General features: G+C 72.9%; 15 protein-coding genes and 1 tRNA gene. 15 read left to right on the top strand and 1 reads right to left on the bottom strand.

Going from position 1 to position 16,876, the window contains the following annotated elements:
* Nucleotides 1-99: 99 nt before the first annotated feature.
* Nucleotides 100-372: a DUF4031 domain-containing protein gene (locus DEJ21_RS06855; protein ID WP_071405560.1), complete on the bottom strand. Its 273-nt coding sequence runs from the start codon at nt 370-372 to the stop codon at nt 100-102.
* 179 nt (nt 373-551) lie between these two features.
* Between DEJ21_RS06855 and rplU the strand changes: the two genes are divergently transcribed.
* The 15 genes from rplU to DEJ21_RS06775 all read left to right on the top strand — a co-directional run bounded on the left by rplU (nt 552) and on the right by DEJ21_RS06775 (nt 16,868).
* On the top strand, nt 552-860 hold the full coding sequence (gene rplU / locus DEJ21_RS06850) for a 50S ribosomal protein L21 (protein ID WP_027464715.1): 309 nt from the start codon (nt 552-554) through the stop codon (nt 858-860).
* Between the two features lie 12 nt (nt 861-872).
* On the top strand, nt 873-1,124 hold the full coding sequence (gene rpmA, locus DEJ21_RS06845) for a 50S ribosomal protein L27 (RefSeq protein WP_017885976.1): 252 nt from the start codon (nt 873-875) through the stop codon (nt 1,122-1,124).
* A gap of 104 nt (nt 1,125-1,228) precedes the next feature.
* Complete coding sequence (obgE, locus tag DEJ21_RS06840; RefSeq protein ID WP_111224119.1) at nt 1,229-2,821, top strand: GTPase ObgE; 1,593 nt, start codon at nt 1,229-1,231, stop codon at nt 2,819-2,821.
* Between the two features lie 7 nt (nt 2,822-2,828).
* Nucleotides 2,829-3,647 carry a glutamate 5-kinase gene (gene proB / locus DEJ21_RS06835; protein ID WP_217499638.1) on the top strand — a complete coding sequence of 273 codons (819 nt, stop codon included), beginning with the start codon at nt 2,829-2,831 and terminating at the stop codon, nt 3,645-3,647.
* 416 nt (nt 3,648-4,063) lie between these two features.
* Nucleotides 4,064-5,329 carry a glutamate-5-semialdehyde dehydrogenase gene (locus tag DEJ21_RS06825; protein ID WP_111024155.1) on the top strand — a complete coding sequence of 422 codons (1,266 nt, stop codon included), beginning with the start codon at nt 4,064-4,066 and terminating at the stop codon, nt 5,327-5,329.
* Nucleotides 5,330-5,369: 40 nt separating this feature from the next.
* Nucleotides 5,370-5,570 carry a hypothetical protein gene (locus DEJ21_RS06820; RefSeq protein ID WP_035807661.1) on the top strand — a complete coding sequence of 67 codons (201 nt, stop codon included), beginning with the start codon at nt 5,370-5,372 and terminating at the stop codon, nt 5,568-5,570.
* Between the two features lie 11 nt (nt 5,571-5,581).
* Nucleotides 5,582-6,181: a nicotinate-nucleotide adenylyltransferase gene (nadD, locus tag DEJ21_RS06815; protein ID WP_111109709.1), complete on the top strand. Its 600-nt coding sequence runs from the start codon at nt 5,582-5,584 to the stop codon at nt 6,179-6,181.
* Nucleotides 6,178-7,695 (top strand): hypothetical protein, encoded by a 1,518-nt coding sequence (locus DEJ21_RS06810; RefSeq protein WP_111224118.1) that lies wholly within the window; start codon nt 6,178-6,180, stop codon nt 7,693-7,695. Before nadD ends, DEJ21_RS06810 begins: the two co-directional genes overlap by 4 nt.
* A gap of 132 nt (nt 7,696-7,827) precedes the next feature.
* Nucleotides 7,828-8,202 (top strand): ribosome silencing factor, encoded by a 375-nt coding sequence (gene rsfS / locus DEJ21_RS06805; protein WP_027464721.1) that lies wholly within the window; start codon nt 7,828-7,830, stop codon nt 8,200-8,202.
* Between the two features lie 108 nt (nt 8,203-8,310).
* Nucleotides 8,311-8,383 (top strand) — tRNA-Ala (locus DEJ21_RS06800).
* A gap of 79 nt (nt 8,384-8,462) precedes the next feature.
* Complete coding sequence (locus DEJ21_RS06795; protein ID WP_111224117.1) at nt 8,463-9,386, top strand: aldose 1-epimerase family protein; 924 nt, start codon at nt 8,463-8,465, stop codon at nt 9,384-9,386.
* Nucleotides 9,365-10,882 carry an anthranilate synthase component I family protein gene (locus tag DEJ21_RS06790; RefSeq protein ID WP_111224116.1) on the top strand — a complete coding sequence of 506 codons (1,518 nt, stop codon included), beginning with the start codon at nt 9,365-9,367 and terminating at the stop codon, nt 10,880-10,882. The genes DEJ21_RS06795 and DEJ21_RS06790 overlap by 22 nt, the downstream gene beginning before the upstream one ends.
* Nucleotides 10,883-10,958: 76 nt before the next feature.
* Nucleotides 10,959-11,798, top strand: a complete 840-nt coding sequence (locus DEJ21_RS06785; RefSeq protein ID WP_181435807.1) for a hypothetical protein — start codon at nt 10,959-10,961, stop codon at nt 11,796-11,798.
* The gene (locus DEJ21_RS06780; protein ID WP_111030520.1) at nt 11,795-13,423 is read left to right on the top strand and encodes a DNA polymerase Y family protein; all 1,629 of its coding nucleotides are present in this window, start codon (nt 11,795-11,797) and stop codon (nt 13,421-13,423) included. Before DEJ21_RS06785 ends, DEJ21_RS06780 begins: the two co-directional genes overlap by 4 nt.
* Nucleotides 13,424-13,457: 34 nt before the next feature.
* On the top strand, nt 13,458-16,868 hold the full coding sequence (locus DEJ21_RS06775; protein WP_111224115.1) for an error-prone DNA polymerase: 3,411 nt from the start codon (nt 13,458-13,460) through the stop codon (nt 16,866-16,868).
* Nucleotides 16,869-16,876 lie beyond the last annotated feature (8 nt).

The raw sequence follows: 16,876 nt of genomic DNA, 5'->3' as shown, positions 1-16,876 counted from the left end.
TCGCACCGTTCGCGCGGCCCTGCGAGCCGGCGGCGCACCGTGTGCGGCGCCGGGGCGGGGCGGAGGCACGCCGCGCCTCCCGGCCGTCCGGACGCGCGGTCAGAGACCGCGCTTGTCCCGCTGCGCCACGCGCAGCCCACTGCGGATCAACCGCAGCACGAGCTCGCGTCCGGTCACGGCCGAGGCGCCAGCGGCCACCAGTTCGTCGTACCGCGAGAGCGGGACGTCGTAGTGGTCGTGGTCGAACGCACGGCGCGGCACACCGGCCCGCGCAGCGAACGCGTGGAGTTCCGCGTAGGATTCATCACTGACGAGGTGCGACCACAGTGTGTCGTGGGCGGGCCACGTCGGTGGGTCGATCAACACGGTCACCGTGCAATCGTACGGGTGTCGCCGTTTGACCGGACCCAGGGTGATCGAGTATTCTCGGTCCCTGGTGTCAGCGGGCCGTTCTGCCTGCGTCGCCGATCGGGCCCGGCCTTCCGGGAGCCGCTCGTGCAGAAGTGGGCACCCGAGACTTCCCTCAAGCAGAGTTACGTAAGGATTTCCACGTGGTTTACGCAGTAGTGCGCGCCGGCGGCCGTCAGGAGAAGGTCGAGGTCGGCACCATCCTGACCATCGACCGTGCCAAGGCGGACGACAAGGGCAACATCGACCTCGCCCCCGTGCTCCTCGTGGACGGTGACAAGATCACGTCGGCGGCTTCCGAGCTCGCGAACGTGACCGTCACCGCCGAGGTGCTCGACGACCTCCGTGGTCCCAAGGTCATCATCCAGAAGTTCAAGAACAAGACCGGGTACAAGAAGCGCCAGGGTTTCCGCGCTGAGCTGACCCGCGTCAAGATCACCAAGATCGCGTAAGGGAGTCAACTCATGGCACACAAGAAGGGTGCGAGTTCCACTCGCAACGGTCGTGACTCGAACGCTCAGCGCCTCGGCGTGAAGCGCTTCGGTGGCGAGGTCGTCAACGCCGGCGAGATCATCGTCCGCCAGCGCGGCACGCACTTCCACCCGGGCGCCAACGTCGGCCGCGGTGGCGACGACACGCTGTTCGCCCTCTCGTCCGGTTCGGTCGAGTTCGGCACCAAGGGTGGCCGCAAGGTCATCAACATCGTCAACGCGTAGTCGTTCGAACGACTGCAGCTGGAGGGGCGGGCCGAGTGCCCGCCCCTCCTTCGCTTTTCCCGCCGACGGTCCCGTCGGCACAACGAAACACCTGGAGTGGACCCATGGCGACCTTCGTCGACCGCGTGACCCTGCACCTCAGCGCGGGGCACGGCGGCAACGGCTGCGTGTCGGTCCGCCGTGAGAAGTTCAAGCCCCTCGCCGGGCCCGACGGCGGCAACGGCGGTGACGGCGGTGACATCGTGCTCGTGGCCGACCCGCAGGTGACGACGCTGCTCGGCTACCACCGTTCCCCGCACCGCTCGTCGAAGAACGGGCAGCCCGGCATGGGTGACCACCGCAGCGGTGTGAGCGGCGAGGTCCTCGAGCTCCCGATGCCCGTCGGCACCGTGGTGTACGACGAGTCCGGCGAGGTCATCGCCGACCTCACCGAGCCCGGCATGCGCGTCGTCGTGGCCCCGGGCGGACAGGGCGGCCTCGGCAACGCGGCGCTCTCCACCACGAAGCGCAAGGCCCCCGGCTTCGCGCTCCTCGGCACCGAGGGCTGGGCTGGGGACATCAGCCTCGAGCTGAAGACCATCGCCGACGTGGCCCTCGTCGGGTTCCCGAGCGCCGGCAAGTCCTCGCTGATCGCGGCCGTCTCCGCCGCCAAGCCGAAGATCGCGGACTACCCGTTCACGACCCTCACCCCGAACCTCGGCGTCGTCGAGTCCGGTGACACCCGCTTCACCGTCGCCGACGTCCCCGGTCTGATCGAGGGCGCGTCCGAGGGCAAGGGCCTCGGCCTCGAGTTCCTGCGCCACGTCGAGCGGTGCGAGGCGCTGCTCCACGTCATCGACTGCGCCACGCTCGACCCGGGCCGCGACCCGATCAGCGACCTCGACGTCATCCTCGGCGAGCTCGAGCGCTACCCGGTCCCCGAGGGCCAGGTGCCGCTGCTCGAGCGCCCGCAGCTCATCGCCCTGAACAAGATCGACGTGCCCGAGGCGCAGGAGCTCGCCGAGTTCGTCACCGCCGAGCTCGAGGGCCGCGGCTACCGCGTCTTCCCGATCTCCACGGCGTCCCGCAAGGGGCTCCGTGAGCTGACGTTCGCCCTCGCCGACATCGTCGAGCAGGCCCGCGCCGCCCGTGCTGCCGAGCCCGTGCCGGAGCGCATCGTGCTCCGCCCCCGCTCGGTCAACGAGAAGCCCTTCACGGTGCGCGCCGAGGGCGGCGAGGAGCACCGCTTCTACCGCGTCCGCGGCGCCAAGCCGGAGCGCTGGGTCCAGCAGACCGACTTCACCAACGAAGAGGCGATCGGCTACCTGGCCGACCGGCTCGCGAAGCTCGGCGTCGAGGACGGCCTGTTCAAGGCCGGAGCCGTCGCCGGCTCCACCGTCGTCATCGGTGGCGACGGCGGCATGGTCTTCGACTGGGAGCCCACGCTCACGTCGACCGCGGAGCTCATCACGAGCGCCCGTGGCACCGACGCGCGCATCGGTGCGACGGCGCGTCCGACCCGCAACGAGCGGCGCGAGGAGTACTTCGAGCGGATGGACGCCAAGGCGGCCGCCCGTGCCGAGCTCGAGCAGGAGCGCGTCTCCGGGCTCTGGGTGGACGACGAGGTGGTGACCAGCGACCAGCTCGGCACCGGCGACCAGTTCGACGCCGACCGGTCCGACGCCGACCAGGTCGAGACCAGCGACCAGAAGGACTGACCGCGGCATGACCGACACGACCGCCCGCACCGACCTCGGACCCGTCACACGGCGCGAGGACATCCCGCGTGCGCGGCGGATCGTGGTCAAGGTCGGCTCGTCCTCGGTCAGCGGCGACGCCGCCGGCCAGATCGGCCCCCTGGTGGACGCCCTCGCCGCCGCCTACGGCCGCGGGACCGAGGTCGTGCTCGTGTCGTCCGGTGCGATCGCGACCGGGTTCCCGTTCCTCGGGCTCGAGGGCCGACCGGACGACCTCGCCACCCAGCAGGCTGCGGCGGCCACCGGGCAGAACGTCCTGATGTTCCGGTACCAGAAGGAACTCGACCGGCACGGTGTCGTCGCGGCGCAGATCCTGCTCACCGCCGGTGACCTGCAGAACCCCACGCACCGGGTGAACGCCCAGCGTGCCATCGACCGGTTGCTCGCCCTGCGCGTGCTCCCGATCGTGAACGAGAACGACACCGTCGCCACGCACGAGATCCGCTTCGGCGACAACGACCGGCTCGCGGCCCTGGTGGCCCGGCTGCTCGGAGCCGATGCCCTCGTGCTGCTGTCCGACGTCGAGGCGCTCTACACGGCACCCCCGGAGCAGCCCGGCGCGACCCGCATCGACGAGGTGCCGTTCGGCGACGAGCTCGCCGGGGTCACCTTCGGCTCGATCGGCACCGCCGGCGTCGGCACCGGGGGAGCGGGGACCAAGGTCGCCGCCGCGCGGCTCGCGGCCGAGGCGGGCACCGCGGTGCTCGTGACCGACACGGCGCTGGTCGACCGCGCGCTGGCGGGCGAACACCTCGGTACCTGGTTCCACGCCGCGCCGCGTCCCTGACGCAGTCCGCGCCGCGCCCCGGAGCGGCGGCAGCGAGTGGTCACGACTCGCCGTCGGCACGGCGCCGACTGGTCGGAGACCGTCGGCGCAGGCGTCGCGGAGCGACGGTCTGTGACCGCTCGCACGGCGCGGGACGACGTGTCGTGACCGGCCGGCGGGGTGGGCGTGACCGCCTGGAGGCCCGGCGCCGGTCCCGGGGACCGGTGCCGGGCCTCCAGGCGGTCACGGCTCACCGACGGGACGCGGTCGTGTGGTCGGGAACCGTCGGCGCGGGCGTTACGGAGCGACGATCTGTGACCGCTCGGCAGGCGGGTGACGACGTGTCGTGCCCGCTCGGAGCGGCGGACCGGGCCTGGAGGCACGGCGAGCGTCCGGCACGCCCGTCACGAACCGAGGGGCGGACCTACAATCGGTCCATGTCGTCGATCGCGCCCGCCCCGACCCTCACCGACAAGCTCGTGGCGGCACGGGCCGCCTCGTCGGCGCTCGCGACCGCGACGACCGCCGTCAAGGACGCCGCCCTCGGTGCGATCGCCTCGGCGGTGCGTGCCGCGACCGACGAGATCGTCGCCGCGAACCACGACGACCTCGTCGCCGGCGAGGACGGCGGACTCTCGTCCGGGCTGCTCGACCGGCTGCGACTCGACCCCGTCCGGATCGAGGCCCTCGCCGCCGCGGTCGAGCACGTCGTCGGGCTGACCGACCCCGTGGGGGAGCACGTGCGCGGGTCGCAGCTGCCGAACGGACTCCAGCTCACCCAGGTGCGCGTGCCGTTCGGTGTCGTCGGAGCGATCTACGAGGCACGCCCGAACGTCACCGTCGACATCGCCTCGCTCGCGCTCAAGTCGGGCAACGCCGTCGTGCTCCGTGGCGGATCGGCGGCCCAGCACACGAACGCCGTGCTCGTCGCCCGGATCCAGGACGCGGTCGAGTCGGTCGGCCTGCCCCGCGACCTGGTGCAGACCATCGACGAGTTCGGCCGCGCCGGTGCCACCGAGCTCATGCGGGCACGTGGCCTGGTCGACGTGCTGATCCCACGGGGGAGCGCCGCGCTCATCCAGACCGTCGTCACCGAGTCGCAGGTGCCCGTCATCGAGACCGGCGCGGGCGTCGTGCACGTGTTCCTCGACGCGTCCGCACCCGAGCAGCGTGCGGTCGACATCGTCCTGAACAGCAAGGTGCAGCGGCCGAGCGTGTGCAACGCCCTCGAGACCCTCCTGGTGCACGAGGCCGCGGCCGAACGGCTCCTGCCGGTGCTGGCCGACCGGCTGCGGGCGTCCGGTGTGACGCTGCGCGGCGACGACGCCACGCGGGCGATCGTGCCCGGGGTGCTCCGCGCCACCGACGACGACTGGGCGACCGAGTCGATGGACCTCGACCTGTCGATCCGTGTCGTGCCCGACGTCGACGCGGCGATGGCGCACATCGCCCGGTGGTCGACGCACCACACGGAGTCGATCGTCACGAACGACGTCGACACCGCCGAACGGTTCCTGGCGACCGTCGACTCGGCGGTCGTGATGGTGAACGCCTCGACCCGGTTCACCGACGGCGGCGAGTTCGGTTTCGGGGCCGAGGTCGGCATCTCGACGCAGAAGCTGCACGCGCGCGGCCCGATGGGCCTGCCGGAGCTCACGAGCACGAAGTGGATCGTGCGCGGGTCCGGGCAGATCCGCGGCTAGACTGAACGGCGTCTTTCCCCGACCGAACGGAGCACGAACGATGACCCTCCTCGCAGAAGCTGCTGAGCACGCCTCCGGGGCGCCCGCGTTCGTGTTCCCGATGGTCGGCGCCCTCTTCTTCATCTTCCTCGGCTTCGTGACCTGGAGCTTCCGCGACGTGGCCTACCGCCACTCGCAGAAGTTCGAGGCCACCCGCCACCACGAGACGGGTGTCGACGAGTTCGGTCACACCAAGATCTGACCGACCACTCGATGCTCGAGACCACCGGACGGCCACGCATCGGCGTGATGGGTGGCACGTTCGACCCCATCCACCACGGGCACCTGGTCGCGGCGTCCGAGGTGGCGCGGGCCTTCGACCTCGACGAGGTCGTCTTCGTCCCCACCGGACAGCCGTACATGAAGTCCGACGTCACCGACGCCGAGCACCGGTACCTGATGACCGTGATCGCCACCGCGTCGAACCCGATGTTCACCGTCAGCCGCGTGGACATCGACCGCCCGGGGCCGACGTACACCGTCGACACCCTGCGGGACCTGCACGAACAGCGACCGGATACCCAGCTCGTCTTCATCTCGGGCGCAGACGCCGTTCAGCAGATCGTCGACTGGAAAGACCATGATGGGCTCTGGGACCTCGCGCACTTCGTGGCCGTGACGCGTCCGGGACACGCCTTGAGCCTCACCGGATTGCCCGAGCGGGACGTAAGCTTGCTCGAAGTCCCTGCACTGGCCATATCCTCGACGGATTGCCGTGACCGGGTTCGACGGGGGTTCCCCGTCTGGTACTTGGTTCCCGACGGTGTCGTCCAGTACATCTCCAAGCACCATCTGTATCGGAGCGTTGCATGAGTTCGTCCGACGCGCAGCCGCCCCTGTCGCGGCGCCAGGCGCGCGAGCGGGAGCGTGCCGCCGCGGCCGGTTCGCAGCCCGCGACGCCGCCCCCGACCGTCGCCGCACCCGCCGCCGAGACCCCCGAGTCCCGTCGCCGTCCGGGGTCGCACGTCGCCCCGGCCCCCGGTGGCCCCGCCCAGTCGTCCGCGCCGGCATCGGCGCAGACCGACCCCGGATCCGCCGCGTCCGTCCCGGTGTCGGCACCCGCGGCCGGTGTGCCGCCGTTCCCGCCGGCCTCCGCGACCGAGATCGTCCCCGGCAGCGGTGGGCTCACCCGTCGGCAGATCCGGCAGCTCCGTGCCGCCGAGCGCCAGGCGGTCCTGCCGGTCCCGCTGCAGAACCCCACGCCCCAGTCGTCCGACCGCACCGTCGAGGACGTCCTCGGGTCGGTGGACACGATCGACCCCTCCGCCGCGCCACAGAGCGCTCCGGACGCCGAGGCCGCGCACGACGAGCAGCCCGCTGCCCCGACGGTCCTCGACCAGGCCGCGGTCGCCCAGGCAACCGAGGCCGACGGGTCCCCGGACGCGCTCGAGCCCCTCGACGAGGCCGCCGCGCACGCCGAGGAGCCCCGCCGCCACCGGTCGACGTGGTCGCCGCCCGCCGACGTCACCGAGTCCGACGCGTCCGCGACCGACGTCCCGGAGTCCGGTGCGCCGGAGACCGACGCCCCGGCGGACGACGTCCCCGCGTCCGACGCCCCTGCGGACGAGACGACCGACGTCGCACCGGCGGACGAGTCGTCCGAGGACGCTCCGGATCGGTCTGCCGACGACGCTCCCGCTCCCGCTGCCGGGTCGCAGCCCGCCGTCACGCCGGTCCCGATCCCGACGAACGCCGCAGCAGCGACCCCCGCGGTGTTCCCGCTCTCGCTCGACGCCGAGGACGACGACACCAACGAGGTGCCGCTGCCCGAGCCCGCGACCGAGGCCCCGAAGGTCCCCGCCGCGTTCCAGCGTCCGACCGAGCCGAAGCCGGTGACCACGGCCTTCGCGCCGCCCGCCGGCCACTGGTCGCAGCAGGCGCACGACTCGAACGACGCCGAGGTGCACGACGCCGAGACCGGCACCCGCCGCGTCGCGGTGACGAACACGAACGCGATCATCCTGCCGAACTCGGCCCTGGCCGACCCCACCGGCGCACTCAACGCGACGGGCGAGGTGATCCTGACCGGGTCGATCGACCTGCCGGCGTCGCTGTCGTCGACGGGGTCGCACCGGCCGATCGACGGCGCCGAGGTCGACCGCCTGCTCGAGCAGCAGGACGAGCAGCCCGAGACCGACGCCAGCCCGGTCCGGGCCAGCCGCGCGGTGTCCAGCCACACCTCGACCCGCCAGGTCGTGCTCGCCGCCGCCAAACCGAAGGAGTCGCGCACGCCGCTGATCCTCGGTGTGACGGTCGGTGCGGTCGGACTGGCTGCGGCCGGTGTCATCATCACCGCGCTGCTCACCACCCACGCGTTCGGCGGCTGACCGCTGCCGTCCCCGACGTCCGTTCTCCACCACCCCGCCGACCCCGGCCTGGCCGCTGTCGGCGGGGTGGCTTATGATCGTGACCCATCAAGCGAACCGGCTGTCCGTCGGTTCGACGACCGGAAGGAATCCGTGACCGCCTCCACTCGCGCACTGGAACTCGTGCAGGCCGCAGCACTCGCGGCCGACGCCAAGCAGGCCGAGGACCTCGTCGCTCTCGACGTGACCGGGCCGTTGCAGCTCACGGACGTGTTCCTGCTCGCAACCGGTCGGAACGAGCGCAACGTGCAGTCCATCGCCGATGCCGTCGAGGAACGCCTCCTCGAGCTCGGTGCCAAGACGCTCCGCCGCGAAGGCCGTACCGAGGGCCGCTGGGTCCTCATCGACTTCGGCGAGATCATCGTGCACGTCTTCCACGACGAAGACCGCCAGTACTACTCGCTCGAGCGTCTCTGGGCCGACTGCCCGACCATCCCGCTCGAGCTCCCGGTGGACCACACCGCCTGATCAGCGACGCGCCCGGGTGACGGCTTCGATTTCGTTGCCCGGCGTTCGCATGGTGTACGCTTCTATGGTGCCTCCGGGGAACCGGTTGGCACGGAAGCAGCACGATCTGGGTCTGTGGCGCAGCTGGTAGCGCACCTGCATGGCATGCAGGGGGTCAGGGGTTCGAGTCCCCTCAGATCCACCCTCAACCCCGTCGTTCCTCGGAACGGCGGGGTTTTTCGTGCACCCGGCGGGCCTCGGCGGCCCGATACGCTGAGCCCATGAGCAACGACGCGCCGCTGTCCGGGTCCCCGCTGACGATCGCCTCCGCCGGGTACGCGGCCGACATCGCCACCGTCGGAGCGACACTGCGGACCCTGCGGCACGAGGGCCGAGACCTGGTCGTCCCGTTCGACGCCGACGAGGTCCGCCCGGTCTTCCGCGGTGCCGTCCTGGCCCCGTGGCCGAACCGGATCGTCGACGGCGAGTACTCCTTCGGCGGCGTCGACCACGCGCTGGCCCTCACCGAGCCCGCACGGCACCACGCCCTGCACGGACTCGTCGCGTGGACGGACTTCCGCGTGCAGGAGCAGGCGGACGACCGCGTGGTGCTCGCCACGACCGTCCAGGCGCAGCAGGGCTACCCGTACCGCGTCGCGGTCACCGTGGAGTACCGGCTCGACGCCGACGGGCTGCACACCACGATCACCGGGACGAACACCGGGGCCGAGGACGCACCGTGGGGGACCGGCCCGCACCCGTACCTCGTCGCGGGTACCGGCGCCGTCGACGACTGGACCCTCACCCTCCCCGCCGCCCAGGTGCTCGAGGTGACGCCGGACCGGCTCATCCCGACCGACCTGGTCCCCGTGCACGACGAGTTCGACCTGCGTACGCCCACGCTGATCGGTGACCGGTTCATCGACCACGCGTTCACCGGCTTCGACCGCGACGCCGCCGGCCTCGCCACCATCGCGGTCACGGCGGCGGACGGTCACGGGGTCCGTGCGGCCTTCGGGCCGGAGTGCGGCTGGGCCCAGGTGCACACCGCCGACCACGTCGTCCCCGAGTACCACCGCGCCGGTCTCGCCGTCGAGCCGATGACGTGCGCCCCGGACGCCTTCAACGACGGCGAGGACCGCGGCCTCGTGGTGCTCGCGCCCGGTGCCTCGCACGCCGCCGCATGGACGATCGCCGCGATCTGACCACCGCCGACCCCGGCGTCCGCGTCGAGGTCCGCCGACTCGACCCGGTCCCCGACCTCGCGGCCCTGGCGGCGCAGGTCACGGGGGACCTGGTGTGGCTCGACTCCGGCCTGCCGGACGGGGCTCCCGCCACGGCTCGGCCCCGGGCACGCTTCTCCGTGCTGGCGTGGACGGACGGGCCGTTCGCCGCCCGGTTCCGGCACCAGGGCCGTCGTGCGCACCTGACGGTCGCCGCGCCCGCCGAAGGGTGGTTCGGGCCTGCCCGGTCCGAGGAGCGTCCGGCCTTCGCGGTGCTGGCGGACCTGCTCCGACGCACGCCCCACCTGCCCGAGCCGGTCGTCGGGTGCGGGTTCGCGCTGGGCTGGGTCGGGTTCCTCGGCTACGAGCTCGGCCGCGAGTCCGGCGGCCCGGACCGCACCGCCGACGGGCACGCCGACGCCGACCTGCGGTTCGTCGACCGAGCCGTCGTCGTCGACCACACCGGTGGCGCCTGGGCGCTCGCGCTCGTCGCCGACGCGGAACCGGCGGCCAGTGCGCGGAACCGCGCGTGGCTCGAGGACGTGCCCACCCCCGCGACGTCGGCCGGCGTCGTGGACGCGGCCACGGGCCTCCCGGCCGGGGTGTCCACGGCGAACGGACGCGTGACGCGCGCCGCCTACGAGCGGGCGGTCGACGCGTGCCGCGCGGAGATCCGTGAGGGGAACGCGTTCCAGGTCTGCCTCACCACCGCGTTCACGGTCGGACGGGAGGCCCGTGGCGGCCCCGGTGCGGATCCGCACCTGGGCGAGTACCTGCGGATGCGGGCGTCCGACCCGGTGCCGTTCGGTGCGTTCCTGCGGCTCGGCCCGCTGCGCGTGGCGAGCCGGTCACCGGAGCGGTTCCTGCGGATCGACGAGGCCGGAGCGGTGCTCGCGGAGCCGATCAAGGGCACGCGGCGGCGGCTCGCCGACGCGGTGGCGGACGCGGCTGCGCGGGACGACCTGGCGGCGAGCCCGAAGGACCGCGCCGAGAACGTGATGATCGTCGACCTGCTGCGGAACGACCTGCTGCGGACCGCGGTGCCCGGCTCGGTGCACGTCGAGCGGCTGTGCGCCGTCGAGACGTACGCCAGCGTGCACCAGCTGGTCTCGACGATCGGGGCGGTGCTGCCGCCGGGGACGTCTCGGGCCGACGTGGTGCACGCGGCGTTCCCGCCGGGGTCGATGACCGGAGCGCCGAAGAGCAGTGCCACGGCGATCGCGGACCGGCTCGAGGGGGCGCCGCGCGGGGTGTACTCGGGCGCGATCGGGTACTTCTCGGCGAGCGGGGCGGTCGACCTGTCGGTGGCGATCCGTAGCCTCGTGACCGTGCTCGACGAGTCGGGGGCGGTGTGTTCCCGGACCCTCGGAGCCGGGGGAGCGGTGACCTGGTCGTCGGTGCCCGCGGACGAGGCGGACGAGGTCGAGACCAAGACGCGGTCGGTGCTCGGCGGGGTCGGGGCGGTCGCCAGCTGGTGAGCTGATGTCCTGATCCGAACACGTGTTCGACCAGGACTGTCCACGGATGTCGGACGCGATTGACATCATCGAACACATGTTCGAATATGAGGGCATGCAGACGGCGGCGGCACTCCGGTCGCCCACCCCGGACCGGGGCGGGCGGAGCGGTGCTGCACGCGGTGGCAGCGGTGCGGGCGGTGGCGGTGCGCGCCGTGGGCCGGACCACCTGAGCGATGCCCGGGCTGCGCTCGACCGCATCACGTCCCTGCGGTCACGGGTGGCCGACATGGAGTCCACCCGGGTCGACACCGCCGGGCTCCCCACGGCCCCGGCGCTCGAACCCCTGCTGCCCGGCGGCGCGATCCGGGTCGGTGGCACCTACGCCGTCCCCGAGTCGGTGCTGCTCGCGATCACCATGCTGCAGGCGGCCTCGGCGGCCGGGGCGTGGTGTGCGGTCGTCGGGGTGCCGTCCTTCGGGATCGAAGCCGCCGCCGCCGCGGGGATCGACCTCGAACGGCTCGTGCTCGTCCCCGATCCGGGTGACCAGTGGCTCGCCGTGACGGCGGCGATGGCCGACGTCGCCCAGATCGTGCTCACCCGCCCGCTCGGCCGGGTCGTGCCGGGCGACGTGGCACGGCTGTCGGCCCGCCTGCGACAGCGCGGTGGCGCACTCGTCGCGCTCGGCTCCTGGCCCGGGGCGGACGTCACGCTGCGGGTCACGTCCTCGACGTGGAGCGGCATCGGTCAGGGCCACGGCCACCTGACGGAGCGCCGGGCCACCGTGACCGCGACCGGGCGTGCCGGCGCGGTGCGTCCGGCGACCGCCGAGCTGCTCCTGCCCGCGGCCGACGGTGCGGTCCGGGCCGCCACACCGGTGCCCACGGTGGGCTCGGGGGACACCCGCGTGCTGCGGCCCGTGGCGGTGGCGTCGTGATCGCCTCCGGGCGCGTCCGGACCGACGCGATCACGCGGGGAGCGGCACTGCCCGAACCACCCCCGACCCGGACGATCGTGCTCTGGTGCCCGGACTGGCCGGTCATCGCGGCGGCTCGGGCCGGTGGCACCCCGCCGGAGCAGCCCCTCGCCCTGACCGCGAAGGGGCTCGTGTTCGCGAGCTCCGCGTCCGCGCGTGAGCAGGGTGTCGTGCGGGGGCTCCGCGTGCGTGAGGCGCAGGCGCGGTGCCCCGAGCTCCTCGTGCAGCCCTACGACGACGCCCTCGACCACCGCGCGTTCGAGCCCGTCATCCGTGCGGTCGAGGCGGCGGTCCCCGGGGTCGAGGTGCTGCGGCCGGGCACCCTCGCGCTCCGCGCCCGCGGGCCGGCCCGGTACTACGGCGGTGAGCGCGCGGCGGCGGCGACCCTCGCCGGCATCGCCGCCGACCACGGCGCCCCCGCGGTGCGGGCCGGGGTGGCCGACACCCCGTTCGCGGCGGACCAGGCCGCCCGTGCCCGTCCGGTGCGTCCCGGTGAACGGGTGCGGCTCGTGCCCGTCGGGGGATCGGCGGACTTCCTCGCGCACCTGCCGCTCGGTGTGCTCGGCGACCCCGACCTCACGACGGTGCTCGACCGGCTCGGCATCACCACGCTCGGCGACTTCGCGGCACTCGGCGACGAACAGGTGCGGGACCGCTTCGGCGTGGCCGGGGCGTTCCTGCACCGGTTGGCCGGGGGCCGCGACCCCCGCGAGATCGCGGCGCGGGAGATCCCGCCGGAACTCCGGGTCGAGGCGTCGTTCGAACCCCCGCTGGACCGTGCCGACCAGATCGCGTTCGCGTTCCGGCGTTCCGCCGACGACTTCGCCGAGCGACTCCGGGCCGCGGGGCTCGTGGCGACGACCATCCGCGTGGGGATCGTCGACGAGCGCGACATCCTGCTCGAACGGACCTGGGCGCACCCGCGCTGGTTCGACGCTGCTGACGTGGTCGACCGGGTGCGGTGGCAGCTCGCCGGCGGGGTGGACCCCAGCGGGCTCGAGGCGCCGGTCACCTCGGTCGTGCTCGAGCCGGTCGCCGTCGACGACATGGCGAACCACGAGCGCGGGCTGTGGGGATCCGGCCCGGACGAGCGCGTGCACCACGGCCTCGCCCGGATCCAGGGCATGGTCGGCCACGACGGTGTGGTGAGTCCGCGCATCGGTGGTGGCCGCACCCTGTCCGAGCGCGTGGTGCTCGTGCCGTGGGGCGACGCCCCCGCCGGCGGTGAGCGAGCCCTGGCGACCGTCCGCGACCGCCCGTGGCCCGGCAAGCTGCCCGGCCCGCCCCCCGCCACCGTGCTCGAGCGCCCCCGACCGGTCGACGTCGTCGCCGCCGGCGGTGCGAGCGTCGACGTCGACGAGCGCGGTGTGCTGTCCGGCGCACCCGACCGGTTCCGCGCCGAGGGCGACCGGGGCGGCGGGTTCTCCGCCGTGACGGCCTGGGCGGGGCCGTGGCCGCTCGTCGTCCGGTGGTGGGAGTCCGGCGGCCGACGCCTGCACCGGCTGCAGCTCGTCGACGCCGAGGGGCGTGCCTGGTACCTGGTGCTGGCGGACCACCGCTGGTGGGCAGAGGCGATCGCGACGTGACCCCGACCACCACCACCGACAGGAGCGTGACCTGATGGGCTACAGCAACCCACCCATCCCGTGGTCGCAGTTCGAGCGCGCGCTGTCCGACAAGCGGAGCCCGGGCACGGCGCACGACGGCGACGGCGGCGACAGCCCGGCGTGGTCGCGGAAGCGCGAGCCGTACGTCCCGTCGCCGCTCGACACCGACGGTGGACCCGTGGTGCCGTACGCCGAACTGCACGCGCATTCGGCCTTCAGCTTCCTCGACGGCGCCAGTCAGCCCGAGCACCTGTTCGAAGAAGCCGCTCGGCTCCGACTGCACGCCCTCGCGCTCACCGACCACGACGGCTTCTACGGGGCCGCCCGGATGGCCGAGGTCGCCGAGTCGTACCCGCAGGTCGGCACCGTCTTCGGCACCGAGCTGTCCCTGGGGCTGACCGAACCGCAGAACGGTGTGCCCGACCCCGAGGGTTCGCACCTGCTCCTGCTCGCCGACGGTCAGGACGGCTACCACCGGCTCGCCGGCGCGGTGACGAGCGCACACCTGGCCGCCGGGTCCGAGAAGGGCAGCCCGCAGTACGACCTCGACGACCTCGCCGCGCGGGCCGACGGACACTGGCGTGTCCTCACCGGGTGCCGGAAGGGCTCCGTGCGGCAGGCCCTCGAGCAGGGTGGCGAGTCCGCCGCCGAGACCGCACTCCGGGTGCTGCTCGACCGGTTCGGCAGCCGCAACGTCGTCGTGGAGCTGCTCGACCACGGCGACCCGCTCGACAGCGCCCGCAACGACGCCCTGGCCGCCCTCGCCGCGAAGCACGCGCTGCCCCTGGTCGCCACCGGCAACGTGCACTACGCCACCCCCGACCGGTTCCCGGTGGCGACCGCGCTGGCGGCGGTGCGTGCCCGCCGCAGCCTCGACGAGATCGACGGCTGGCTGCCGGCCGCCGACACCGCCCACCTGCGCTCCGGCGCCGAGATGGCCAGACGGTTCGGGCGCTACCCCGGCGCGATCGAGCGGACCGTGGAGCTCGCCGACGAGCTCGGGTTCCGGCTGAAGACCGTGCAGCCCGGGCTGCCCGACCTCGACGTCCCGGACGGGCACACCGCGATGTCGTGGCTCCGCGAGCTCACGTGGACGGGTGCCCGGCGGTTCTACCCCGGCAGCGCGGACGGCGTCGACCCCCGCAAGCGGGAGCGCATCGAGCGTGAGCTGTCCGTGATCGAGGAGAAGAACTTCCCGGGGTACTTCCTGATCGTGCGCGACATGGTGCAGTACGCCCGCGGTCGGGGCATCCTCTGCCAGGGGCGGGGCTCGGCGGCGAACTCGGCGGTCTGCTACCTGCTCGAGATCACCGCGGTGGACTCGATCCGGTACGGGCTGCCGTTCGAGCGGTTCCTGTCGGCGATGCGCGACGAGGAACCCGACATCGACGTCGACTTCGACTCGGACCGACGCGAAGAGGTGATCCAGTACGTGTACGCCAAGTACGGCCGGCACAACGCCGCCCAGGTCGCGAACGTCATCACCTACCGCCCCAAGGGCGCGGTGCGCGACATGGCGAAGGCGCTCGGCCACAGCCCCGGGCAGCAGGACGCCTGGTCGAAGCAGGTCGAGCGGTGGGGGTCGGTGACCGAGAGCCAGGACCACGACATCCCACCGGCGGTCGTCGGGCTCGCGAGCGACGTCCTCGGGTTCCCGCGGCACCTCGGCATCCACTCCGGCGGCATGGTGCTGACCGACCGCCCGGTGGGCGAGGTCGTGCCGATCGAGCACGCCCGGATGGACGGCCGCACCGTGCTGCAGTGGGACAAGGACGACTGCGCCTACATGGGGCTCGTGAAGTTCGACATGCTCGGGCTCGGCATGCTCGCGGCGCTGCAGTACTCGTTCGACCTGGCGGCAGAGCACTGCGGGGAGCGCTGGGAGATGCACTCCATCCCGAAGGAGGAACAGGGGGTCTACGACCAGCTCTGCCGCGCGGACACGATCGGGGTGTTCCAGGTGGAGTCCCGTGCGCAGATGGGCACCCTGCCCCGACTGCTCCCGCGGCGGTTCTACGACCTGGTGATCGAGGTCGCACTCGTCCGACCCGGTCCGATCCAGGGCGGCGCGGTGCACCCGTACATCCGCCGGCGCACGGGCGAGGAACCGATCACCTACATGCACCCGGCGCTCGAGCCCGTGCTCGAACGCACCCTCGGGGTTCCGCTGTTCCAGGAACAGCTGATGCAGATGGCGATCGCGGTCGGCAACTGCTCCGGTGACGACGCCGACCTGCTGCGACGGGCGATGGGGTCGAAGCGCGGGCACGAGAAGATCGACCGGCTGCGCGACAAGCTCTACACGGGGATGGCGGACAACGGCATCCACGGTGCGGACGCCGACGCGATCTACGCGAAGATCCAGGCGTTCGCGAACTTCGGCTTCGCGGAGAGCCACTCGATCAGCTTCGCCCTCATCGTCTACGCGAGCGCGTGGATGCGGCTGCACTACCCGGGGGCGTTCCTGGCGGCACTGCTCCGGGCGCAGCCGATGGGGTTCTACTCACCGCAGACCCTGGTCGCCGACGCCCGGCGGCACGGCGTCCGCGTGCTGCGACCGGACATCCTGCGGTCCGGGGTTGACGCCACGCTCGAACCGCTGCCGGACGGGGATGCCCCTGCCGGTGCCGACGCGTGCCTGGCCGCCGAGCAGCCACCGGTGCTGCCCTTCGACAAGGCGCTCCCCGACGACACCGCGAGCCACCGACGCGACGGTGCCTTCGCCGTGCGGCTCGGGCTCGCCGAGGTCGCGTCGCTCAGCCGGAAGAGCGCCGAGAAGATCGTCGCGGAGCGGGACGCCAACGGTCCCTTCCGCGACATGTCGGACCTGGCCCGCCGGGTCGGGCTCACCACGCCGCAGCTCGAGGCCCTCGCCGCCGCCGACGCCTTCGCCCCGTTCGACATCGACCGCCGCGGCGCGATGTGGTCGGCTGCCCAGGCGGCCGCCGAGCGCCCCGACCAGCTGCCGGACACGCAGGTGTTCGTGCAGCCGCCGCTGTTCGGGCAGATGACGAGCGGGGACGTGCTCATCGCCGACATGTGGTCGACGGGCATGACGACCGACGACCACCCCGTCCGGCACGTGCGCGACCGACTCGCAGCCCGCAGGGTGCTCAGCGTGCAGGACACCGCGACCGCCGAGACCGGACGACGGGTCGAGGTCGGTGGGATCGTGACGCACCGGCAGCGTCCCGCGACGGCCTCCGGCATCACGTTCCTGAACGTCGAGGACGAGACCGGGCTGGTCAACGTCATCTGCAGCGTCGGGGTCTGGGGGCGCTTCCGCCGGGTGGCGCGGGAGTCCCCGGCGGTGATCGTCCGGGGCATCCTCGAGCGCTCGCCCGACGGGGTGGTCAACCTGGTGGCGGACCGCATCGAGCACCTGTCGCTGTCCGTCCGCACCCGCTCGCGGGACTTCCAGTGAGCGGTCGT

The sequence above is a fragment of the Curtobacterium sp. MCSS17_006 genome, from assembly GCF_003234215.1.
In the GTDB taxonomy this organism is placed as follows: Bacteria; Actinomycetota; Actinomycetes; order Actinomycetales; family Microbacteriaceae; genus Curtobacterium; species Curtobacterium flaccumfaciens.
Note: the sequence above shows the minus strand (reverse complement) of the source record. Positions and strands in the feature narration are given on the sequence as shown.